This window comes from Pseudoflavonifractor sp. SW1122 (genome assembly GCF_012027765.1).
In the GTDB taxonomy this organism is placed as follows: Bacteria; Bacillota; Clostridia; order Oscillospirales; family Oscillospiraceae; genus Enterenecus; species Enterenecus faecium.
Genome location: NZ_SJOS01000021.1, coordinates 12,911 through 35,544 on the forward strand (window position 1 = coordinate 12,911; position 22,634 = coordinate 35,544).

The 22,634-nt window shown below is 62.3% G+C and carries 21 protein-coding genes; all 21 read left to right on the top strand.

Features of this window, described 5'->3' with window-relative positions:
* Positions 1-180: 180 nt before the first annotated feature.
* The gene (locus E0L15_RS06555; protein ID WP_168124987.1) at positions 181-681 is read left to right on the top strand and encodes a GNAT family N-acetyltransferase; all 501 of its coding nucleotides are present in this window, start codon (positions 181-183) and stop codon (positions 679-681) included.
* Positions 672-1,448 carry a DNA repair protein RecO gene (recO, locus tag E0L15_RS06560; RefSeq protein WP_168124988.1) on the top strand — a complete coding sequence of 259 codons (777 nt, stop codon included), beginning with the start codon at positions 672-674 and terminating at the stop codon, positions 1,446-1,448. Before E0L15_RS06555 ends, recO begins: the two co-directional genes overlap by 10 nt.
* The gene (locus tag E0L15_RS06565; RefSeq protein WP_168124989.1) at positions 1,432-3,816 is read left to right on the top strand and encodes an endonuclease MutS2; all 2,385 of its coding nucleotides are present in this window, start codon (positions 1,432-1,434) and stop codon (positions 3,814-3,816) included. The genes recO and E0L15_RS06565 overlap by 17 nt, the downstream gene beginning before the upstream one ends.
* A 168-nt stretch (positions 3,817-3,984) precedes the next feature.
* Positions 3,985-4,248 carry an HPr family phosphocarrier protein gene (locus E0L15_RS06570; RefSeq protein ID WP_087231242.1) on the top strand — a complete coding sequence of 88 codons (264 nt, stop codon included), beginning with the start codon at positions 3,985-3,987 and terminating at the stop codon, positions 4,246-4,248.
* A 60-nt stretch (positions 4,249-4,308) separates the two neighbouring features.
* On the top strand, positions 4,309-6,129 hold the full coding sequence (gene uvrC / locus E0L15_RS06575) for an excinuclease ABC subunit UvrC (protein ID WP_168124990.1): 1,821 nt from the start codon (positions 4,309-4,311) through the stop codon (positions 6,127-6,129).
* Positions 6,130-6,138: 9 nt separating this feature from the next.
* Complete coding sequence (gene rsmD / locus E0L15_RS06580) at positions 6,139-6,684, top strand: 16S rRNA (guanine(966)-N(2))-methyltransferase RsmD (protein ID WP_168124991.1); 546 nt, start codon at positions 6,139-6,141, stop codon at positions 6,682-6,684.
* 4 nt (positions 6,685-6,688) lie between these two features.
* Positions 6,689-7,180 (top strand): pantetheine-phosphate adenylyltransferase, encoded by a 492-nt coding sequence (coaD, locus tag E0L15_RS06585; protein WP_087231249.1) that lies wholly within the window; start codon positions 6,689-6,691, stop codon positions 7,178-7,180.
* A 13-nt stretch (positions 7,181-7,193) separates the two neighbouring features.
* Entirely contained in the window at positions 7,194-7,706 is a 513-nt protein-coding gene (locus E0L15_RS06590; RefSeq protein ID WP_087231252.1) for a hypothetical protein, read from the top strand.
* Positions 7,707-8,011: 305 nt separating this feature from the next.
* On the top strand, positions 8,012-8,428 hold the full coding sequence (locus tag E0L15_RS06595; protein ID WP_087369578.1) for a division/cell wall cluster transcriptional repressor MraZ: 417 nt from the start codon (positions 8,012-8,014) through the stop codon (positions 8,426-8,428).
* A 3-nt stretch (positions 8,429-8,431) separates the two neighbouring features.
* On the top strand, positions 8,432-9,364 hold the full coding sequence (gene rsmH / locus E0L15_RS06600) for a 16S rRNA (cytosine(1402)-N(4))-methyltransferase RsmH (protein ID WP_168124992.1): 933 nt from the start codon (positions 8,432-8,434) through the stop codon (positions 9,362-9,364).
* Positions 9,365-9,390: 26 nt separating this feature from the next.
* Positions 9,391-9,927: a hypothetical protein gene (locus E0L15_RS06605; RefSeq protein ID WP_087231261.1), complete on the top strand. Its 537-nt coding sequence runs from the start codon at positions 9,391-9,393 to the stop codon at positions 9,925-9,927.
* A 141-nt stretch (positions 9,928-10,068) separates the two neighbouring features.
* Positions 10,069-12,489 carry a penicillin-binding transpeptidase domain-containing protein gene (locus tag E0L15_RS06610; protein ID WP_168124993.1) on the top strand — a complete coding sequence of 807 codons (2,421 nt, stop codon included), beginning with the start codon at positions 10,069-10,071 and terminating at the stop codon, positions 12,487-12,489.
* Entirely contained in the window at positions 12,443-13,000 is a 558-nt protein-coding gene (locus E0L15_RS06615; protein ID WP_168124994.1) for a hypothetical protein, read from the top strand. Before E0L15_RS06610 ends, E0L15_RS06615 begins: the two co-directional genes overlap by 47 nt.
* A gap of 31 nt (positions 13,001-13,031) precedes the next feature.
* Complete coding sequence (gene mraY, locus E0L15_RS06620) at positions 13,032-14,018, top strand: phospho-N-acetylmuramoyl-pentapeptide-transferase (protein ID WP_168124995.1); 987 nt, start codon at positions 13,032-13,034, stop codon at positions 14,016-14,018.
* A 57-nt stretch (positions 14,019-14,075) separates the two neighbouring features.
* Positions 14,076-15,302, top strand: a complete 1,227-nt coding sequence (ftsW, locus tag E0L15_RS06625) for a putative lipid II flippase FtsW (protein ID WP_347565979.1) — start codon at positions 14,076-14,078, stop codon at positions 15,300-15,302.
* Between the two features lie 10 nt (positions 15,303-15,312).
* On the top strand, positions 15,313-16,422 hold the full coding sequence (murG, locus tag E0L15_RS06630; protein ID WP_168124996.1) for an undecaprenyldiphospho-muramoylpentapeptide beta-N-acetylglucosaminyltransferase: 1,110 nt from the start codon (positions 15,313-15,315) through the stop codon (positions 16,420-16,422).
* A gap of 56 nt (positions 16,423-16,478) precedes the next feature.
* Positions 16,479-17,732, top strand: a complete 1,254-nt coding sequence (gene murA / locus E0L15_RS06635) for a UDP-N-acetylglucosamine 1-carboxyvinyltransferase (RefSeq protein WP_168124997.1) — start codon at positions 16,479-16,481, stop codon at positions 17,730-17,732.
* A 23-nt stretch (positions 17,733-17,755) separates the two neighbouring features.
* Entirely contained in the window at positions 17,756-18,676 is a 921-nt protein-coding gene (locus E0L15_RS06640; protein ID WP_168124998.1) for an FtsQ-type POTRA domain-containing protein, read from the top strand.
* 216 nt (positions 18,677-18,892) lie between these two features.
* Positions 18,893-19,945 carry a cell division protein FtsZ gene (gene ftsZ, locus E0L15_RS06645; RefSeq protein WP_087231282.1) on the top strand — a complete coding sequence of 351 codons (1,053 nt, stop codon included), beginning with the start codon at positions 18,893-18,895 and terminating at the stop codon, positions 19,943-19,945.
* 70 nt (positions 19,946-20,015) lie between these two features.
* Entirely contained in the window at positions 20,016-20,942 is a 927-nt protein-coding gene (gluQRS, locus tag E0L15_RS06650) for a tRNA glutamyl-Q(34) synthetase GluQRS (RefSeq protein ID WP_168124999.1), read from the top strand.
* Positions 20,943-21,000: 58 nt separating this feature from the next.
* Positions 21,001-22,476 carry an IMP dehydrogenase gene (guaB, locus tag E0L15_RS06655; protein WP_168125000.1) on the top strand — a complete coding sequence of 492 codons (1,476 nt, stop codon included), beginning with the start codon at positions 21,001-21,003 and terminating at the stop codon, positions 22,474-22,476.
* The last annotated feature ends 158 nt before the right edge of the window (positions 22,477-22,634 follow it).

The window sequence follows — 22,634 nt, forward strand, 5'->3', positions numbered from 1 at the left end:
TCTTTTTGAAGGATTTTCCACACATAACCCCACACATCCCCTCTCACCCTAAGGGTAGAAAGGGGATGTGAAGCGTGAAGCCATTGGGGAACTGGGACCTGTTTTGGAAGACCGGGCTGCCCGAGGCGTGGCTCATGACCCGCTGGGAGCGCCCGGAGACGGAGAAAGAAGGAAAGACCAATGCTCAAACGTGTCACCCAGGTGGAGCCGGAGACGGTGCGCCGTCTGGTGGACCTCTACCGGGAGTCCATGGACCAACTGGCGCGCCATTTTGAATCGCCCCAGGCCATGGAACAGGCCTATGAAGAATTTTTAACCGAATTTGTCACCCACCACCGCCAGATGGTGCTGGTGGAGGAAGTGGACGGCGAGTGGGTCAGCGCCCTGCGCTGCGTAGAGAGCGCCCCGGGGGTGTGGTATCTGGAAGCCCTGGAGACTGCTCCCCAGGCCCGAGGCAAGGGCTGGGCCAAACAGCTGATGAAACACACCCAGGAGCTGCTCACCGGGCAGGGAGCGGGCGAGCTATTCAGCCTGGTCTCGCCTCGGAATACTCCCTCCATCGCCACCCATGTGTCCTGCGGCTTTGTGGCCACGGATCGCCAACCCATCAACGGCTGGGGAGAGGAGGAGCCGGGCATGATTTTGTATGCCTGGCAATCGGAGGACACCCCATGTACCTGACCACCACAGCTCTGGTCCTGCGGGAAGTGGAGTACAAGGACTCGGATAAGCTGCTCACGGTGCTCACCCCGGAGCAGGGCAAGCTCACCCTGTCCGCCCGAGGGGTACGCAAGAAGAAGGACGCCACCGCCGCGGCCTGCCAAGTGCTGACCTGGGCCGAGTTCACCCTCTCCCAGCGTCAGGGCCGCTGGCAGGTGAAGGAGGCGGTGACCCAGCGGGCCTTTCGTGGAGTGCGGGAGGACTTGGACAAGCTGGCCCTGGGCAGCTATTTCGCCCAGGTCACCGAGACCCTGTGTGAGGAGGAACAGCCCGAGCCGGAACTTCTGGCCCTCACCCTCAACGCCCTCCACGCCCTGGATGAGATGTCCGTGTCCCTCACCCAGGTGAAGACCGCCTTTGAGTGGAAGGCCATGGCCCTGGCGGGCTATGAGCCCATGGTGGGAGAGTGCGGGGTGTGCGGCTGTGAGACCCCGGAGGCCCCCTGCCTCCACCTGCGGGAGGGCGTGCTCCACTGCAAGGGGTGCCGGGAGAAGCTGGGGGAGGGAGTGTCCATGCCCCTGACCGGGGCGGCTCTGGCGGCCCTGCGATACATCATGTGGGGCAACCCCAAGCGGCTGTTCTCCTTTACCCTGGATGAACCGTCCCTTAGGAAGCTGGCGGACGCCTCCGAGGCCTATCTCATGACCCAGTTGGAACGAGGATTTCATACCCTGGACTTCTATAAGTCCTTGCATACGGAGACTATGACATATGACAGAACTACTTGAAAAATCCATACAGACCCTGGAACTGCCGCGGGTGCTGGCCATGCTGGCTGACGAGGCGGTGACCGAGGAGGGCAAGGAGACCTGCCGCAAGGTGCGACCTCAGACGGTGGTGTCCGACGTGTCCCGGCTGCAAAAGCAGACCTCGGCCGCCTTTCAAATGCTGGTCAAGCACGGCACGCCCTCCTTTTCCGGGGTGCGCCCGGTGGCCGCTGCCTTGCAGCGGGCGGACCGGGGCGGCGCATTGAACACCCGGGAGCTGCTGGACATCGCCCAGGTGCTGCGCTGCGCCCGCAACGTGCGGGAGTACGGAGTGGGGGAGAGCACGGAAAAGACCGTGCTGGACGGCTATTTCCACAGCCTGTCCCCCAACCGCTTTTTGGAGGAGAAAATCAGCGGTTCCATTCTCAGCGAGGATGAGATTGCCGACTCCGCCTCCCCCGAACTGGCGGACATCCGCCGCCACATCCGGGCGGCGGCGGGGAAGGTGCGGGACGTGCTCAACCGCCTCATCTCTTCCAACCAGTCCAAGTATTTGCAGGAGTCCATCATCACCATGCGGGGTGGCCGCTACGTGGTGCCTGTAAAGAGCGAGCACAAAAACGAGATTCCCGGCCTGGTCCACGACGTGTCCGGCTCCGGCGGCACCTTCTTCATCGAGCCCATGGGGGTGGTCAACGCCAACAATGAGCTGCGAGAGCTGCAAATGAAGGAGCAGAAGGAGATCGAGCGCATTCTGGCGGAGCTGTCCGCCGACTGCGCCGGGTTCCGGGAGGGCATCGAGGACAACTACCGCACCCTCATTGCCCTGGACGTGATCTTCGCCCGGGCCAAGCTGTCCACCCACATGGGGGGCATGGAGCCGGTACTGGGGGACTACATCGAGCTGAAAAAGGCCCGCCATCCCTTGCTGGACCCCAAGACCGCTGTGCGCAACGACCTGTACTTGGGCAAAGATTTTGACACCCTGGTCATCACCGGCCCCAACACCGGCGGTAAGACGGTGACCTTGAAGACCCTGGGCCTCTTGACCCTCATGGCCCAGTGCGGCCTCCACATTCCCGCCATGGACGGGTCCACCATCCGGGTGTGCTCGGCGGTGCTGGCGGACATCGGCGACGAGCAGTCCATTGACCAGTCTCTGTCCACCTTCTCCTCCCACATGGTGAACATTGTGGCCATGTTGGAGCAGCTGGATGAGGACACCCTGGTGCTCTTCGACGAGCTGGGTGCGGGCACCGACCCGGTGGAGGGCGCCGCTCTGGCCGCCGCCATCATCGAGTCCGCCCGTCAGCTGGGGGCCCGTGTGGCGGCCACCACCCACTACGCCGAGTTGAAGGTGTACGCCATGACCACGGAAGGGGTGGAGAACGCCTCCTGTGAGTTCAACGTGGACACCCTGGCCCCCACCTACCGGGTGCTCATCGGCATTCCCGGCAAGTCCAACGCCTTTGCCATCTCTCGCCGCCTGGGGCTGCCCGACTACATCATCCAGCGGGCTGCCGACCGGATCGATGCAGAGAACGTCCGGTTTGAGGACGTCATCAGCCAGCTGGAGAGCCAGCGCCAGGCCATGGAGCGGGAGAAGGAGAAGGCCCAGGAGCTGCGCCGAGAGATGGAGCGCACCAAGGCCGAGGCGGACCACTACCGGGAGCGCATCGAGGAGGAGCGGCGGAAGGCCACCGAGAAGGCCCAGGCCGAGGCCCGTGCCATCATCCAGGAGGCCCGGGACACCGCCGATGCCGTGTTTAAGGAGCTCAACGCCATGCGCCGCCGCCAGGAGAAGGCCAAGGAGTGGGTGGACGACAACCAGCAGCGCTCCGACCTGCGTCGCACCCTCAACGAGGCGGAGAACGCCCTGGGCGCCAAGGGCGAGGAGCTGGAGACCCCTGCACCCACCCGTCCGGCTGTGGTGGGAGACATGGTGGAGGTGCTGAAAACCCACACCCAGGCCCAGGTGGTGGGGGTGAACAAGGACGGCACCCTCCAGCTCCAGGCGGGCATCTTGAAGCTCAAGGCCAAGCAGGACGAGGTGCGGGTGCTGGAAGAGGCCACCGCCCGTCACAAGCAGAGCCAGAAGGACAAGGCCCGCAAAGCCACCGTCCCCCGCCCCTTCCGGGCCGCTGCCGCCAAGGCGGAGCTGGACCTGCGGGGCATGATGGTGGACGAGGCCCTGGCCGCTGTGGACATGTTCCTGGATAACGCCCTCATGGGCAAGCTGGAGACGGTGACCATCATCCACGGCAAGGGCACCGGGGCTTTGCGCAAGGCAGTGCGGGAGCACCTCAAGCACAGCCGATATGTGAAATCTGCCCGCCCTGGTGCATATGGTGAAGGAGAGGACGGCGTCACCGTGGTGACCATGAAATAACCAAGGAACGGGTGAATCGTACTTTTCACCAAACGGACCGCTGCGATTTGTACAAAATGCTGTTGACGTTACTTGCCAAATTTGGTATGCTAGGAATGCAAAATATTTTCGGGGAAAGCGCGGGATAGTACTCCCCCAATCCAAGCAAGAATATGGAGGGACTCTCTTATGGTAACGAAAGAGACTGTTGTGAACAACCAGGTTGGCCTGCACGCTCGTCCGGCCACCTTCTTTATCCAGAAAGCCAATGAATTCAAGAGCTCCGTGTGGGTGGAAAAGGAAGAGCGCCGTGTCAACGCCAAGAGCCTGCTGGGCGTGCTCTCTCTGGGCATCGTGAAGGGCACCGCCATCACCCTCATCGCCGACGGCCCCGACGAGGAGGAGGCTGTCAACGCTCTGGTGGAGCTGATCAACTCCGATTTTTCTGAGTAAGCCAGACAAATAGATGAAAGCGCCGCAATTTGCGGCGCTTTTTTCGTGGGGAGGGTATCTATGACCTTTGAAGAGCTGCGGGACAAGGCCCACGCACTGCCGTTAAAGCCTGGGGTGTATATCATGCAAAACGCCGCCAGCGAAGTGATCTACGTGGGCAAGGCCAAGGCGCTGAAAAACCGGGTGAGCCAGTATTTCCAGGACCAGAGCCGCCACAATGAGAAGACCCGGGCCATGGTCGCCCAGATCCACCACTTTGACGTCATTGTGGTGGCCACGGAGTTCGAGGCCCTGGTGCTGGAGTGCGCCCTCATCAAGCGCCACCAGCCCCGGTACAACATTCTGCTCAAGGACAGCAAGGGCTACCCCTATATCCGCCTCAGCGTCCAGGAGGAGTACCCCCAGTTCTCCTTCACCAGCAAGGTGGCCCGGGACGGGGCCCGGTACTTCGGTCCCTACGGCACCCGGGGAGCCAGTCAGGGCATCATCGACGCCCTGCTCTCCGCCCTGCGCCTGCCCACCTGCAAGCGGAAGTTCCCCCGGGACATCGGCAAGGAGCGCCCCTGCCTCAACTTCCACATGGGCACCTGTGACGGCTATTGCCGCGCCGATATGGACCAGAGCCAGTACCGGGCCAACATGGACAAGGCGGTGCAGCTGCTGGAGGGCAAGCTGGACCAGGTGGTGGCGGAGTGGACCGGAGAGATGGAACAGGCGGCCGAGGACCTGCGCTTTGAAAAGGCCGCCCAGTACCGAGACCGGATTCGAGCGGTGCAGCTGCTGGCCAAGCGGCAGAAGGCGGTGGTGGGCTCTCTGGCGGACACCGACGTGGTGGGCTACCACCGGGGAGAGGCCAAGAGCTGCTTTGTGGTGCTCCACTATGTGGACGGGGAGCTGGCGGCCAAGGACTGGCAGCTGCTGCCCCTGCCCATGGAGGAGGACGAGGGGGAGAGTGTGGCCACGCTGACCGCCCAGTATTACCAGGGGCGCCAGGCCCTGCCCCGGCAGATTCTCCTCCCCCTGGACTTTGACGGCCAGGTGGAGCTGGCCCGGATGCTCACCCAGGCGGTGGGCCGGAAGGTGGAGCTGCTCACCCCCCAGCGAGGGGCCAAAACCGAGCTGGTGGCCATGGCCAACCAAAACGCCGCCGAAGAGGTGCAGCGGGCCACCTCCGCCCAGGAGCGCACCTCCAAACTCATGGAGGCCCTGGGGCGGCTGTTGGGCCTGCCCAAGCCCCCCCACCGCATGGAGGCCTTTGACATCTCCAACAGCGGAAATGCGGACATTGTGGCCTCCATGACGGTGCACGTGGACGGCAGGCCCCTGAAACGGGATTATCGCCACTTCACCCTCAAGGGGCTGGAGCACGCCGACGACTACGCCTCCATGGAGCAGGTCATTTCTCGCCGCTTCCGGCGGTATCTGGACGGGGACGAGAAGTTCGGGGAGATGCCCGACGTGCTGCTCATGGACGGCGGCGTGGGACAGGTGCGGGCGGCGGCCTCTGCCCTGAAGGAGCTGGGCCTCAGCGTCCCCATCTTCGGCATGGTCAAGGACGACCGACACCGCACCCGGGCCCTGGTGGACGGGGAGGGGCAGGAGATCGGCTTGCAGCAAAACCAGGCCCTCTTTGCCCTCATTGGCCGCATCCAGGAGGAGACCCACCGCTTTGCCATTGAATTTATGCGCTCTAGGCAGGGCAAGCGGATGAAGGGTTCGGTGCTGGACGAGATTGCCGGGGTGGGCCCCACCCGCAAGACCGCTTTGCTCCGCCATTTTAAAAGCATTAAGGCCATTCGAGGAGCCTCGATGGAGCAGCTGCGAGAAGTGGTGCCTCAAAACGCCGCCCAGGCGGTATATGACTATTTTCATAAGGAGTGAGACGTTACCATGCGTGTCATCACGGGAACGGCCCGGGGAAAGCGGCTCAAGGAGCTGCCCGGCATGGACACCCGCCCCACCACCGACCGGGTGAAAGAGGGGCTTTTCAACATCATTCAGTTTGACATTCCCGGCCGACGGGTACTGGACCTGTTTGCCGGCACCGGGCAGCTGGGCATTGAGTGCCTGTCCCGGGGGGCGGCCTGGTGCGATTTTGTGGACCACTCGCCCGCGGCCATGAAGATCGTGCGGGAGAATGTGAAGGCCTGCAACCTCACCGACCGGGCGGCTTTCAACCAAACCGAGTTCGACGCCTTCCTGGCCAGCGCCAAGGGGCCCTATGACCTGGTGTTTCTCGACCCGCCCTATGCCTCTGACTGCATAAAACAGGCCCTGGAACGCATGACGGCAATTGACATTGTGTCGAGAAATGGTATAATAGTATGCGAGTCTCCAGTGGAAGCCCAGCTTCCGGAGCTTGCGGTCCCCTATGAGAAGGGGCGTGACTACCGGTACGGGAAGATCAAGCTGACCTTGTACCGCAGGAGTGTGTGACCCAATGAAACGAGCCATCTACCCCGGCAGCTTTGACCCGGTGACGCTGGGGCATTTGAACATCATCAAGCGGGCGGCCGCCATTTTTGACGAGCTCATCGTGTGTGTGATGGTCAATTCCAGCAAAAACGGCCTGTTCACCCCGGAAGAGCGGGTGGAACTCATTGAGAAGGTGACGGAAGGATTACCAAATGTGAAGGTGGACTGTTCCCGCCAGCTGCTGGCCGACTACGCCAGACAGCACGGGGCCAAGGTGCTGGTGAAGGGTTTGCGGGCCGTGTCCGACTATGAGTCTGAGATTCAAATGGCCATGATCAATGCCAAGCTGTATGAGGAGCTGGACACCGTGTTTTTGTACACCAGTCCCAAGTACGCCTATCTCAGCTCCACCGTCGTGAAAGAAATGGCGAGATACGGGGCGGACCTATCGGAATTTGTCCCGAGACAGATTATTACCCAGGTACAGAATCGGGTCAATGGGGCCCAGGAACAATAAGGAGGAATTACCTATGGCAACTTCTGTGGAAGAATTGCTGAATATGCTGTTTGATATGGTGGACGAGGCCCGCAATGCGCCTTTGAGCTCTGAGAAGTGCGTCATCGAGCGGGACAAGGCCCTGGACCTCATCGAGGACGCCAAGGCCCAGCTGCCCGTGGAGCTGGCCGAGGCCCGCAAGGTGCTCAACAACCGCAACGAGCTGCTCTCCAGCGCCAAGCGTGAGGCCGAGGAGCTGCAGAAGCGGGCAGAGAACGAGGCCCGCCGCCTGGTCAGCGAGACCGAGGTGATGGCAGTGGCCCGCCAGAAGGCCAGCGAGATGATGGCCCAGGCCGACCAGAAGTCCAAGGAGATGCGCACCGTTGCCAACCAGTACTGTGAGGACGTGATGCGCCGGGCGGAGGAGGCTCTGGGCGAGGCCCACGCCGAGATGCGCCGGGTGCAGAGCAAGTTCCACGAGGCCCTGGGAATTCCCAGCAGCACAACCTCTGCCAACCGCGCCTACGACGCCGAGGCAGATCAATAAGAGAGATTTGAATGGAGGACCGCAGGATGGCGCACATTCTGCGGTCCTTTCCAATTTTAAACCCTTCGTTGGGAGGCACACGCTTTGTGGTCCTCCATTTTACTCCACCACCCGGGGCGCCCGGGAGGTATGGAACGAATAAGTGACCCAATTCCCGGCGTTTGGCAGAATAAACAGTGGAATCCGTGATTTTATTCAAGAAAACTTCATATTTTTCCAGGAAAAAAGTCCTTGCAATTTCCACCAGGGGGATGTATACTAGGGATAACTTGGAGTGAAATGGAGTGAAATGGAGGGGACGCAGGATGACTGGCACCTACGAGCATAGTCTTGACAGCGCCGGGCGTCTCATTGTGCCGTCCAAACTCCGGGAGAAATTGGGCTCCCAGTTTTACCTGGCTGTGGGGGTCAAGGAGAACTTGACCCTGTACCCCATGGCGGCGTGGAACAAGCTCCAAGAGCGGGTGGCCAACCTGACCACCGCGCAGGCAGCCTCCATGGATGTCTTCTTTGCCTCGGCTCAGTTGTGTGAGCCGGACAAGCAGTGGCGCTTTCAGGTGCCCTCTTATTTGAAGGACTATGCCAAGATTGATCGGGATGTGGTGATCACCGGCAACAACGACCGGGCCCAGATCTGGAGTGCGGAGAACTGGAAGGCCAAGACCGCACAGCAGCTCAACCCCGAGCACATTGCGGCACTGTTGGAAGGACTGGGGATTTAATCCATGGAATATACACACAAGTCTGTGCTGCTCCAGGAGTGTCTGGACGGCTTGAACATCAAGCCCGACGGCATCTATGTGGACGGCACGTTGGGCCGGGCGGGGCACTCGCGAGAGATTGCCAAGCGCTTGACCTCTGGCCGACTCATCGGCATTGACCGGGACGCCGCCGCTCTGGAAGCCGCGCCGGCCCGATTGGAAGGGCTCATGGACCGGGTGACCCTGGTGCGTGGGAACTTCAGCCAGGTGGGGGAGATTCTCCGCAAGTTGGATATCCCCGCCGTGGATGGTATGTTGTTTGACCTGGGTGTGTCCTCGCCCCAGCTGGACGAGGCGGCCCGAGGTTTTTCCTATTTACAGGATGCCCCTCTGGACATGCGGATGGACCAGTCCGCCGCCCTCACCGCCTATGAGGTGGTCAACGAGTGGTCTCAGGAGGAGCTGAAACGAATCTTGTGGCAGTACGGGGAGGAGCGTTACGCCGGCCCCATCGCCGCAGCCATTGTACGCCACCGGGCTCAGGCTCCGGTGCGCACCACCCTGGAGTTGGCGGATTTGATCCGCAGCGCCATGCCCGCCAAGGCGTGCCGGGAGAAACAGCACCCGGCCAAGCGGTCCTTCCAGGCCATTCGCATCGCCGTCAACGACGAGTTGGGGGAAGTGGAGCGGATGCTGAATACCGCCCTGGACCTCTTGAATCCCGGCGGACGGCTGGCCATCATTTCCTTCCACTCCCTGGAAGACCGCCTGGTGAAGACGGCCTATGCAGGGTGGGCCAAGGGTTGTACCTGCCCCCCGGACTTCCCCGTGTGCGTGTGCGGGAAGACCCCCAAGGTGCGCCTGGTGGGGAAAAAGCCCATTGTTTCCACCCCCCAGGAACTTGAAGAGAATCCAAGGGCTCGCAGTGCCAAGTTGCGTGTGGCAGAGAAGCTGTGAGTGAGATAATAAAAGGAGACATCACTATGGCAACCCAGCGCAAAGTTAGACAGTACGCCACCTATGGCAACGTAGCTTATAAAGTAGACAACACCGCCCCCGCCCGGGAGCGGAGAAGAGAGGTGGAGCAGCCCCGGCGGCCCAGAGTCAGACCCCGGGAGCGGGTGGCCACCCGGCCCCAGGTACAGGTCCGGGCCCAGAGCGCTGTGGCGCCCTTCACCATTGTGGGATTTGTGGCAGCCATCGCCTGTGCCCTGTTGCTGGTGGTGTGCAGCGCCCAGCTGGCCATGGTCAACGCGGAGACGGTAGAACTGCGTTCTACCCTGTCCGAGTTGCAGGATGAGAAAAAAACACTGATGGCCCAGTATGAAAAGACCTTTGACCTGACGGCGTTGGAGCAGCAGCTCACCGCTGACGGTTCCATGGTGGAGGCGGGCGCAGGCCAGACCGTCTACCTGGACTTGTCCCAGGACGACAGTGTGGTGTACTACCAGGAGGCTCGGGAGGGAGTCTCCGGCCTGATTCGCCAAATTGAGGAATTTCTGAGCGGCATGCTGTCATAATGGCCGCCCCAGAACACATACAATGAAATGCGGACATAAGAGAGAATGAGGGGCGTAAGAAAACTTTGACCGGTTTCTTACGCCCTTCTTGTCCCGATATGCCGCCACGCCAAACCGGAATATATATAGGAGCGAAGACATATGCAAAAACCCAAATCCAATTCACGCCGCTCCCCTGGACAGGGAAACCGTAGTCTCTTCCGCCGCACGGTGGTGCTGCTGGCGGTGGTGGGAGTGGTGGCCTTTGTGCCCCTGGTGGCCCAGCTGGTGAAGCTGCAAATCTTCCAGCACGACCAGTGGGAGCAGCGGGCGGCCAATCAGCAGACCCTGGACGTGGCGGTCAACGCCGGACGGGGTGCCATCTACGACGCCCAGGGCCGTACCCTGGCCCGGTCCGGCACCGTCTATCAGCTGATCCTCTCCCCCCGGGACGTGGTGGTTTCGGTGAATAAGAGCAGCTATGAGGACGAGGACGGCAACCTGAAGCAGGAGGAGTACGAGCAGGCCATCGAGGACAAGCGGGACCTGATTGTGGACGGCCTGGTGGACCTGCTGGGCCTCAACGAGGACCGGCTGCGCCAGCGCATTGAGAACACCGACTCCGCCTATGAGCCTCTGGCCTACGAGCTGGAGGAGGAGGAGACCACCGCGGTGCGGGAGTTTATTAAGGAGAACAAACTCTCCTCCATGCTCTACTTCGAGCCCTCCAGCAAGCGCTACTACCCCTACTCCTCGGTGGGCGCCCACATCCTGGGCTTCATGGCCTATACCGAGAGCAGCGGCAGCGTGAAGGTGGGTGCCCAGGGTGTGGAGGCCCTGTACCAGGATGTGCTGTCCGGAGCCACTGGACGAGTGGTCACCTCCAAGACCGGAGCCGGCACCGAGATGCTCTCCACCTATGAGGAGTACATCGACGCCGAGAACGGCGGCAACCTCCACCTGACCATTGATGCCACCATCCAGTCCATGCTGGAGCAGACCCTGGAGGAGGGCATCCAGACCTACAACGTGAAAAAGGGTGGCTTCGCCATCGCCCTGGACCCCTCCACGGGAGCGGTGTTGGGTATGGCCAGCAGCCCCAACTTTGACCCCAACAGCTATGCCAGCGTCTTCGACCAGGAGCTGCTGGATGAGCTGAAATCCCTGGCCGAGGAGTACGGCGAGGACAGCGACGAGTACAACCAGGCCGTCAGCGACGCCCTCAACCTCCAGTGGAGAAACAAGGCCCTGTCTGACACCTACGAGCCTGGTTCTACCTTTAAGCCTCTGGTGGTGGCGGCAGCTCTGGAAGAGGGCATCATCTCTCCCGACGACCACTTCTACTGTGACGGCGGCCAGAAGGTGGCCGACCGATACATCACCTGTCACAAGCGCACCGGACACGGGGACCAGACGGTGACCCAGGTGCTGGAGAACTCCTGTAACGACGGTATGATGCAGATTGCCGCCAAAATGGGCGCCGATACCTTCTGGGATTACCTGGAGAGCTACGGCCTGTTTGACTCCACCGGCATCGACCTGTACGGAGAGGGCGCCAGCGTGTTCTGGTCCGGCGGACGGGACTTCTTCACCAGTATCTACGGTGAGACTTCCGTGGCCACCGCCTCCTTCGGTCAGACCTTTAAGATCACCCCCATCCAGATGGTGAGCGCCTTTGCCTCTGTCATCAACGGCGGCCACCTGTTGGAGCCCTACGTGGTGCAGTCGGTGAGCGACGACGACGGCAACAGCACCTACTACCACCAGGTGCAGGAGGTGCGCCAAGTCATCAGCGAGGAGACCTCCTCCACCCTCCGCGGTATGCTGGAGAGCGTGGTGGCAGGCCCCTCCGCCTCTGGCCGTAACGCCTACATGGCAGGCTACCGCATCGGCGGTAAGACCGGTACCTCCCAGAAGCGAGATGAAAAGACCGGCGACCTGATCTGTTCCTTCATGGGCTTTGCCCCTGTGGATAACCCCAAGGTGCTGGTGCTGCTGGCCTACGACTCTCCCGAGCAGTCGGCCTCCAACTCCAACTACACCCCCTCCGGCACCTACATCAGCGGCGGTAACATCGCCGCCCCCATGGCCGGGCAGCTGCTGGCCGACATTCTGGACTACATGGGCGTGGAGAAGCAGTATACCACCGACGAGCTGGAAGCTTCGGACACCACCATGATCAACGTCACCGGCTATGAGCTCACCGTGGCCAAGGGCCTGCTCACCGACCGTGGCATCCGCTGCCGCACCGTGGGCAGTGGCAACACCGTCACCGGACAGCTGCCCGCCTCCGGTGTGACCATCCCCGGCAGCTCCACCGTGATCTTGTATCTGGGCGAAGAGGTGCCCAAGGACAAGGTGAAGGTGCCCGACCTGGAGGGGTTGAGCCCCTCGGAGGCCAAAAATACCCTGGAAGAGATGGGCCTATTCCTGCGAGCCACAGGTGTTACTGACGACGGCGGCAACCTGGAGGCCATCAACCAGAGCATCGCCGCCAATACCGAGGTATCACCGGGCACCGTGGTGGAAGTGAGGTTTGTCAGCAGTGTTATCGACTACGCCGATCAAGAACTCCCAGATTGATGACCCCATTGCCGTGGTGGGACGGGGAAACACCGCCACGGCCCACCTGCTGCGCCGATTGACCGGGGCACCGGTGGTGGAATTGACCCCATATGAGGCCGCCATGGCTGGGGACGACACGTCCCGCTACCAGGCTGTGGTGGTGGAAAACTTCGAGCTCCGGGACCGCCGCACCCTATCCCCCTGTGCGGTGGCCCGGTGGGAGCTGTCCCGGCGGGCCGGGGTCACGGTGGTGGCCCTGGACGACGGGGAGGGGCGGCGGACGGCCCGGGCCATGAGGGGCCGGGTGTTCGCCTACTCCGACGGCAGGCCCCAGGCGGACCTCACCGCCAAAAATGTCTGTCTGCGCCGCCAGCGGGTGGAGTTTGAGGCTCTCACCCGAGACGATTTGCTCCGGGTGCGGGTACCCCGGGGCCAGGGCGGCCTCTATGAGAGCCTGGCCGCCTTGGCGGCGGCTGTGGCGCTGGGCGTGCCGCTGGAGCAGGCGGCCCAGCGTTTGAACCAATCCTAGATACAAAAGAGAGAGTGGAGGTTTATAAACCATGATGAGTTTCGCAGCGGCGGCAACCGCCTTTCTGGTCACTGCGGTGGTGGGTAAGTTCCTGATTCCCGTCCTCCGGGCCATGAAGGCCGGCCAATCCATCAAAGAGATTGGCCCCAACTGGCACATGACCAAGCAGGGTACCCCCACCATGGGCGGCATTATGTTTATGGTGGGCATTACGGTGGCGGTGCTGATCTTCTGTTGGAAGGACCTGATGAGCGGAGACTATTCCGCCCTCATCGTGCTGGGCCTGGCCCTGGTATACGGGGGCATCGGCTTCATCGACGACTTTGCCAAGGTGCGCAAGCATGAGAACACCGGCCTCACCGCCGGGTGGAAGCTGCTGCTGCAGCTGGCCGTGTCCGTGGCCTTCCTGGCCCTGATGCGCAATTTCGGCTATCTCTCCCCCAACCTGTACGTCCCCTTTGCCAACATTGATATCCCTCTGCCCTGGGCAGTGTACCTGGTGTTTGCCGCCTTCGTGCTGGTGGGCTGTGTCAACTCGGTGAACCTCACCGACGGCCTGGATGGCCTGGCGGGCTCTGTGACCCTGCCCGTGGCCATCTTCTTCTCCCTGCTGGCTGCCTGGTGGGATAAGGGCAGCGTGGGCGCCTTTGCCGCCGCTCTGGCCGGAGGCATTCTGGGCTTCCTCATTTACAATTTCTATCCCGCCAAGGTGTTCATGGGGGATACCGGCTCCCTGTTTTTGGGCGGCGCCGTGTGCGGCATGGCCTTCGCCGTGGACGCACCCCTCATCCTCATCCCCGTGGGTATCATCTACATCGCTGAGACCATGAGCGATATCATCCAGGTGACCTACTTCAAGCTCACCCACGGCAAGCGTATTTTCCGTATGGCCCCCCTCCACCACCACCTGGAGCTGGGTGGGTGGAGCGAGGTGCGCATTGTGCTCACCTTTACCGCCATCACCGTGGCCTTCTGTCTGCTGGCCTTTGCCGGCGCGATGTACCGCTACGGCGTATAACAGGACCTGATTCCAGGCCCTACTTCGCATTTTTCGTTCCGGGAAGGAGGCGCACCCGTGCGCAAAACAGCCAAACGAGATCTCACCATAGAGCAGCAGCTGGCCCGGGGGCCGCTGGACCTGCCCTACCTGGCCCTGGTGCTGCTACTGACGGCCATCGGCCTGGTTATGCTGCTCTCGGCCTCCTATGCTTCTGCCTACTACGACCTGGACCCCGGCGTGAAGACAGGAGGCAACCCCTATTACTACTTTTTGGGACAGCTGAAGTTTGCCGTGGCAGGTGTGGTCGGCATGTATATCGTGTCGAAAATCGACTACCAGTGGTGGCGGGGGCTGTCGGTACCCGCCCTTGCGGGCAGTATTTTTCTGCTGATTCTGGTCTTTACTCCTCTGGGACGGTCCAGTAACGGCGCACGGCGCTGGCTGGACATCGGCTTCTCCTTCCAGCCCTCCGAGCTGGTGAAGGTGGCGGTGATTCTGTTCTTCGCTGCCCGGCTGTCCAAGCGGAAGGACCAGATCAAAGCGCCCCCCAAGAAGTGGAATCGGCGTACCCTCCGGGGCCGCATGGGGGAGTTTGCCGAGAACATCGGCCTGCTGGAGCTGATTCCCTACGGGGTGATTCTGCTGCTGATCCTCTTCTTGCTCTACAAGCAGCCCCACATGTCGGGTATGATTCTGGTGTGCTCGGGGGCGGCGGCGGTGCTGTTCGCCTCGGGCATCCGGCTGTACTGGTTTGTGGGCGGCGGCGCTGCCGTGGGTGCGGCGCTGCTCTTCCTCATCACCCAGACCGAGTACATGACCGCCCGTATGCAGTCCTGGCTCAACCCTGGCAGCGACCTGCGGGGAGACGGCTATCAGCTGTGGCAGTCCCAGATTGCCATCGGCTCCGGCGGTCTGCTGGGCACTGGGCTGGGCAACAGCCGCCAGAAGTACATGTTCCTCCCCGAGGAGCACAACGACTTTGTGTTCGCCATTGTCTGTGAGGAGCTGGGGCTCATCGGCGCCTGCCTCATCATTATCCTCTTCGCCCTGCTCATCGTCCGGGGCTATTGGCTGGCCCTCCACGCCCGAGACCGCTTCGGCAGCCTGATGATCGTGGGTATCAACACCCAGCTGGCGGCCCAGGTCATCCTGAACATCGGCGTGGTCACCGGCGCTCTGCCCACCACGGGCATCTCGCTGCCCTTCTTCAGCTACGGCGGCACCGCTCTCATGGTGCAGCTGGCGGAAGTGGGCCTGATCTTAGCGGTGTCCAGGCAAATCGTGGCGCCAAAGGAAGAGTAGGAGGGGGAGCATGAAGGTACTGTTTACCTGCGGCGGCACGGCGGGGCACGTCAACCCGGCCCTGGCCGTGGCCCAGACCTTTGAAAAATACCATCCCGGCTGTCAGGTCCTCTTTGTGGGGGCCGAGAAGGGGATGGAAAAGCGATTGGTGGAGCAGGCGGGGTATCCCATCCGCTGCGTGAAGGTGTCCACCTTCGAGCGGCAGCTGAGTTGGAAGATCATCCGCCACAACTTCAAAAGCGTGTTTAAAGTGCCGGTGGGGCAGTGGCAGGCTTCCCGGATTTTACGACAGTTCAAGCCCGACCTGGTGGTGGGTACCGGAGGCTACGCCTCCTTTCCCGCTGTGCGGGAGGCCACCCGCATGGGCATCCCCACCGCCATTCACGAGTCCAACGCCTTCCCCGGCCTCACCACTCGGGTGCTGGCCAAGCGGGTGGACCTGGTGATGGTGGGCTTCCCTGAGGCGGCGGAGTATTATACCCACGCCAAAAAAGTGGCGGTGACAGGTACCCCGGTGCGGGGTGCCTTTTTCCGCCTGGACCGGGCCCAGGCCCGGCGGGAGCTGCGCATCACCGACGACAAGCCCCTGGTGGTGTCCTTCTGGGGTTCCCAGGGGGCCCGGGACATGAACCTCATGACCGAGGACTTTGTGCAGCGGTGGGTGGAGGAGGGCAGACCCTTCCACTACATCCACAGCGGTGGCCGGGACTATGAGACCATGGCCCAGCACCTCAAAGAGCGGGGCGTGTCGGTGACCGACCACGAGGTCCGTCCCTACATTGACAACATGCCCACGGTGATGGCAGCCGCTGACCTGGTGATCTGTCGGGCCGGGGCCTCCACTCTGGGCGAGCTCACCGCCATGGGCAAGCCTGCGGTGCTGGTGCCCTCTCCCTATGTGGCTGCCAACCACCAGTTCAAAAACGCCAAGGTATTGGCGGACCGTGGCGCGGCGGAGTTGCTGGAGGAAAAAAACTGCTCCGGCCAGAGCTTGTACGACACTGCGGTATCCCTGCTGGCCAACGCCGACAAACGCCGGGAGATGAGCCGGGCCATGAAGGAACTGGCTACCCCCCGGGCGGCTGAGGACATCTACAAGGCTCTGATGGAGCTTCTTTAACCCTTTTCCCTTTTCTTTCATAGAATGTGCCAATGGAAGGAAAGGGAGGCGTTTTCATGAGCGTCATGTACATACAGGGCGGTGCCCCACTGGAGGGGGCATGGCGGGTCCAGGGGGCGAAAAACAGTGTGCTCCCCGTTTTGGCGGGGTGCCTGCTGTCCCCCCAGCCGGTGGTGATTCGCAACTGTCCCCGCCTGTCCGACGTGGACGCCGCCGTGGACATCCTCCAACACCTGGGGGCCAGCTGCCGCTGGGAGGGGGAGAAACTGGTGGTGGATGCCGGGCAAGCCTCGGGCACCGCCATTGACGAGGGCCGTATGCGGGCCATGCGGTCCTCCATTATGTTTCTGGGCCCTCTGGCCGCCCGGATGGGGGAGGCCACCCTCACCTATCCCGGCGGCTGTGAGCTGGGCCCCCGGCCCATCGACCTGCACCTGGAGGCCCTGCGGGCCATGGGGTGTCAGGTGGAGGAGCAGGACGGCACCATCACCTGCCGGGGCCGTCCCCGGGGCGGGGTGGTGACCTTGAAGTTCCCCAGCGTGGGAGCCACGGAAAATGCCATGCTGTGCGGGGCAGGGGCGGCGGAGGACACCACCATTGTCAACGCCGCCCGGGAGCCGGAGATTGTCCAGCTCCAGCAGTTTCTCAACGCCCTGGGCGGAGAAGTGACGGGTGCCGGAGGCAGCGTCATCACCGTCCGGGGCGGGCGACCCCTCCACGGCGGAGCGATCTCCATTTTGGGCGACCGCATTGTGGCGGCCACTCTGCTGTCCGGGGTGGCGGCGGCAGGGGGCGAGGTGGAGCTCCAGGGCGTGGACTGGCGGCACCTGTCCACGGTGCTCCAGCTGTTCGAGCAGGGGGGATGCCGGGTGCGCAGCGCACCGGGCCGCATCTGGTTTTGCCGTAGGGAAGATGTCCCCATGAAGTCGGTGGGACCGGTGGCCACCGCCCCCTATCCCGGCTTTCCCACCGACGCCCAGGCTCCGGTGATGGCGGCCTTTGCCACCGCCCGGGGCACCACCATTTTTCAAGAGACCATGTTCTCCCGCCGCTTCGGCCACGTGCCGGAATTGCGGGAGATGGGAGCGGATATCTCCCTCCACGGCCAAGGGGCGTGGGTGCGGGGAGTGAAGCGGCTCCACGGGGCCCAAGTGTCCGCCACCGACCTGCGGGGCGGGGGCGCACTGGCCGTGGCCGCCCTGGGGGCCCAGGGTGAGACCCAGCTGCGGGGCGTGGAACACATCGACCGGGGCTATGAGCACCTGGAGGAGATGTTCAACCGCCTGGGGGCCCAGATACAGCGCAGATAAATTTACCACAGAGGTGATTTGGCATGGCACGTGAGCGGAAGCACCCCCGGCGCACCAGGCGCCGAGGCCGGTTTCGGTTTTTCTATAAATTGATCTCTCTGGTGGCAGTGGTAGCAGCCATTGTCACCGCCTGTGTCATCTTCTTCCGCGTCAATGAGGTGAAGGTAGAGGGCAACTCCCACTACACCGCCCAGGAGATCATTGACGCCTCGGAGATCGAGATGGGGGATAACTTGGTGACCCTGTGGACCTGGCAGATCAACCAGCTGGTGGGCAGCAAGCTGCCCTATGTCCAGCGGGTGGTGGTGGGCCACACCTTCCCGGACAAGGTGACCCTCCAGGTGGTGGAGCGCACGGTGGCCGCCACCGTGGAAGGCAATGGCCGCCAATGGCTTATGGCCTCCGACGGCTATCTGCTGGAGACCACCAACCAAAACCAGGGCATTGCCATTGTGGGCCTGGAGGTGGTGGACCCCCAGGCGGGCCAGCCCATGCAGGTCAGCGAAGCGGACCAGTCCAAGGGGGAGGCCATTGTCCCTCTGATGGAGGCCTTGGACCAGGCGGGGAAGCTGAGCCAGTGCACCCAGTTTGACTGCTCGGCGGCCTCTTCCATTCTGGTCAGCTACGGCATCCATCAGCTGCGGTTCCCCCTCCACGGAGACTATGCCCAGATGCTCAACCTGTTCCAGGCGGCCTTGGACAGCGGCAAGCTGCCCCAGGGTGAGGCCCGGGTGTTTGACTTCACCGTTTCCGACAACAAGGTGTTTGTCCAAAACCCCAAGCAGTCCGCCCAGCCCGAGCCCAGTGCCAGCCCGGACCCGGACGCCACAGCTTCGGACGCTCCGGACCCCGCGGCCTCCCAGTCTCCGGACCCTGAGCCTTCGGCCTCCACAGAGCCCGCAGCCTCGGCGTCCCCGGAGCCCTCTGCCACTCCAGAAGCGTGAGACCCATGAGTCCCCATCCCGCCCATGTGTGCGGGGTGGGGGCTTTTTTCGTTTTATTGGCTGGAACTGCCAAAAGGACGCGACAAAATTCTGCAAAAAAACTTGCATTTCACTATTGACCCCGTGAGGAAAAGCCGCTAAAATAAAATGTGATTTGTAGTCTGGATTATTGCAGGCATTGACACAAACTGTTTTGGATATAGGAGGGTCATATTTATGGCTTTTGTCATGGATTCTGAGGTAAAAAGTGGCGACACCTTGAAGGTCATCGGTGTCGGCGGCGGCGGTTGTAACGTGGTCAACCGCATGGTGCGTGTGGGCATGCAGGGTGTGGAGTTCATTGCTGTGAACACCGACCGTCAGTGCCTGGCCGCCTCCGAGGCCACCCAGAAGCTGCCCATCGGCGAGAAGCTCACCGCCGGTAAGGGCGCTGGCGCCAACCCCGAGGTGGGCCGTGAGTCCGCCAAGGAGAGCAAGGACCAGATTTCCGCCCTGCTGGACAACACCGATATGGTGTTCGTCACCGCCGGTATGGGCGGCGGCACCGGCACCGGCGCCGCTCCCGTGGTGGCTGAGATCGCCAAGTCCCGTGGTATCCTCACCGTGGGCGTGGTCACCAAGCCCTTCAGCTTTGAGGGCCGCCGCCGTATGGACCAGGCCATGAAGGGCATTGAGGAGCTGCAGTCCAAGGTGGACTCCCTGGTCATCATCCCCAACGACCGCCTCCAGTACGCCACCGACGAGAAGATCACCTTCGCCAACGCCTTCGCCATCGCCGACGACGTGCTGCGTCAGGCTGTGCAGTCCATCTCCGACCTGATCACCACCACTGGTCTGATCAACCTGGACTTCGCCGACGTCACCGCCGTCATGAAGGACGCCGGTCTGGCCCACATGGGCGTGGGCCGCGCCGCCGGTAAGAACCGCGCTGAAGAGGCCACCCGTCTGGCCATCAACAGCCCCCTGCTGGAGACCTCTATCCAGGGCGCCAAGGGCATCATCGTCAACATCACCGGTCCCATGGACATCGGTCTGGACGAGGTGGAAGTGGCCGCCGAGATGGTCAAGGAAGTGGCCGATCCCGACGCCCTGTTCATGATGGGCGCTGCCTTTGACGACTCCCTCCAGGATGAGATCCGGGTCACCGTCATCGCCACCGGCTTCGGCGGCGTGAGCAACCCCACTCCCGGCAAGGAGGAGGCCGAGCAGCCCAAGGAGAAGGAGAAGGACCCCTTCGACGACATCTTCCAGATTTTCCAGAATAAGTAATCCATATTCACTCGTGCCGCTGCTTTTTGCAGCGGCACGAGCGCTATTTTATCAACAGGAGAGATGGACCATGACGGTACGGGGACGGTTTGCCCCCAGTCCCAGCGGGCGGATGCACCTGGGCAACCTGCTGGCGGCGCTGCTGGCCTGGCTGGATGTGCGCAGCCAGGGCGGAGTGATGGTGCTGCGCATTGAAGACCTGGACCCCCAGCGGTGCTCTCTGGACAAGGCGGCCCAGCTTGTGGAGGATTTGCAGTGGCTGGGCCTGGACTGGGACGAGGGGGGCTTAGAGCCGGAGTACTGCCAGTCCCGCCGCTGGGACCACTATGAGGCGGCGTTCCGCCGTCTGGAAGAGCTGGAACTCATTTACCCCTGCTACTGCACCCGGGCGGAGCGTCTGGCCGCCTCGGCCCCCCACGCCTCGGACGGGGCGGTGGTGTATTCGGGCCGCTGCGCCCACCTCACGGCCCAGCAGCGGAAGGACCTGGAGGCAGCGGGGAGACGCCCGGCCTTCCGGGTGCGGGTGCCCCGAGAGGAGATTACCATAGAGGACGGCCACATGGGCTCCTACACCCAGCAGCTGGACCGGGACTGCGGGGACTTCATTGTCCGCCGCTCCGACAGGGTGTGGGCCTATCAGCTGGCTGTGGTGGTGGACGACGCCCTCATGGGCGTGAGCCACGTGGTGCGGGGCTGTGATCTGCTCTCCTCGTCCCCCGCCCAGGCGTGGTTACACCGGATCCTGGGGTATGAGCCGCCCCAGTTTTACCACCTGCCTCTGCTGGTAGACGCCCAGGGGCGGCGGCTATCCAAGCGGGACCGGGACTTGGATATGGGGGTGCTGCGGGAAACATACACGCCCCAGGAGCTGGTGGGCTGGCTGGGGTGGCTGGCGGGTTTGCAAGATACGCCAAAAAGTGCCACACCGGACCAGCTGATTTCCCGGTTCCACTGGTCAAAAGTACCGAAAACATCCATTGTTGTCGGTTCAACTTGACACCCTTTTTTCCAGAGCGTAAAATAAAATATCAATACAATTTTGGAGGAGTGGTAAAATGTCGCAGATTCAATACAATGACAAATTTGTAAAAATGGGTCTGACCTTCGACGACGTGCTGCTGATTCCTGCCGAGAGCAACGTGCTCCCCGCAGACATCGACTTGCACACCCGTCTCACCCGCAAGATCACCCTGAATATCCCTGTGGTGAGCGCCGCCATGGACACGGTCACCGAGTCCCGGATGGCCATCGCCCTGGCCCGGGAAGGCGGCCTGGGTATCATCCACAAGAATATGTCCATCGGCGCTCAGGCCGAGCAGGTGGACATGGTCAAGCGCAGTGAGAACGGCGTTATCACCAACCCCTTCTTCCTCGGACCAGGCCACACCCTGGCTGAGGCAGACGAGCTGATGGCCAAGTACCGCATCTCCGGTGTGCCCATCTGCGACAACGGCAAGCTCATTGGTATCATCACCAACCGTGATATGAAGTTTGAGACCGACATGTCTCAGCTCATTGACAACGTGATGACCAAGGACCACCTGGTCACCGCTCCCGAGGGCACCACCCTCCAGGAGGCCCGTGAGATCCTCCGCCGCCACAAGATCGAGAAGCTGCCCATCGTGGACAGCGAGAACCACCTGAAGGGCCTGATCACCATCAAGGACATTGACAAGGCCCAGGTGTACCCCAACTCCGCCCGTGATGAGAAGGGCCGCCTGATGGTGGGCGCCGCCATCGGTGTTACCGCCGACGTGCTGGACCGTGTGGCTGCCCTGGTGGAGGCTGGTGCCGACGTGCTGTGCCTGGACTCCGCTCACGGCCACTCCCAGAACATCCTCAACTGCGTCAAGCGCATCAAGAGCCTGTACCCCGACGTGCAGCTCATCGCCGGCAACGTGGCCACCGCCGAGGGCACTCGGGCCCTCATCGAGGCTGGCGCCGACTGCGTGAAGATCGGTATCGGCCCCGGCTCCATCTGCACTACCCGTGTGGTGGCCGGTATCGGTGTGCCTCAGATCACCGCCGTGTACGATGCCGCCCGTGTGGCTGCTGAGTACGACGTACCCATCATTGCTGACGGCGGCATCAAGTTCTCCGGCGACATCGCCAAGGCCATCGCCGCTGGCGGCAACGTGGTCATGCTGGGCTCCCTGCTGGCTGGCTGCGAGGAGTCCCCCGGCGACACCGAGGTCTACCAGGGCCGTCAGTTCAAGGTCTACCGTGGCATGGGCTCTCTGGGCGCCATGGCCTGCGGCTCCAAGGACCGTTACTTCCAGCAGAACAACAAGAAGCTGGTGCCCGAAGGCGTGGAAGGCCGCGTGCCTTACAAGGGACCTGTGGCCGACACCATCTATCAGATGATGGGCGGCCTGAAGGCCGGTATGGGCTACTGCGGCTGCGGCACCATCGACGAGCTGCGCACCAAGGCTCAGTTCACCCAGATCACTGCCGCCGGTCTCCGGGAGTCTCACCCCCACGATATCTACATCACCAAGGAAGCTCCCAACTACACCGTCAATCCCCAATAATTACTTCTCGAAAATGCGAGCATTTTCTCGAGGGGATGCAGCCCGCTGCATGCATAATCGGGTCAAAGGGCGACCCGATTCCACACTGGCGGGCTGAGAAGTGTTTTTTCCGATGCGCATGTCCTCGGAAAAAACGCCATTCCAATTTATTTTCCCGC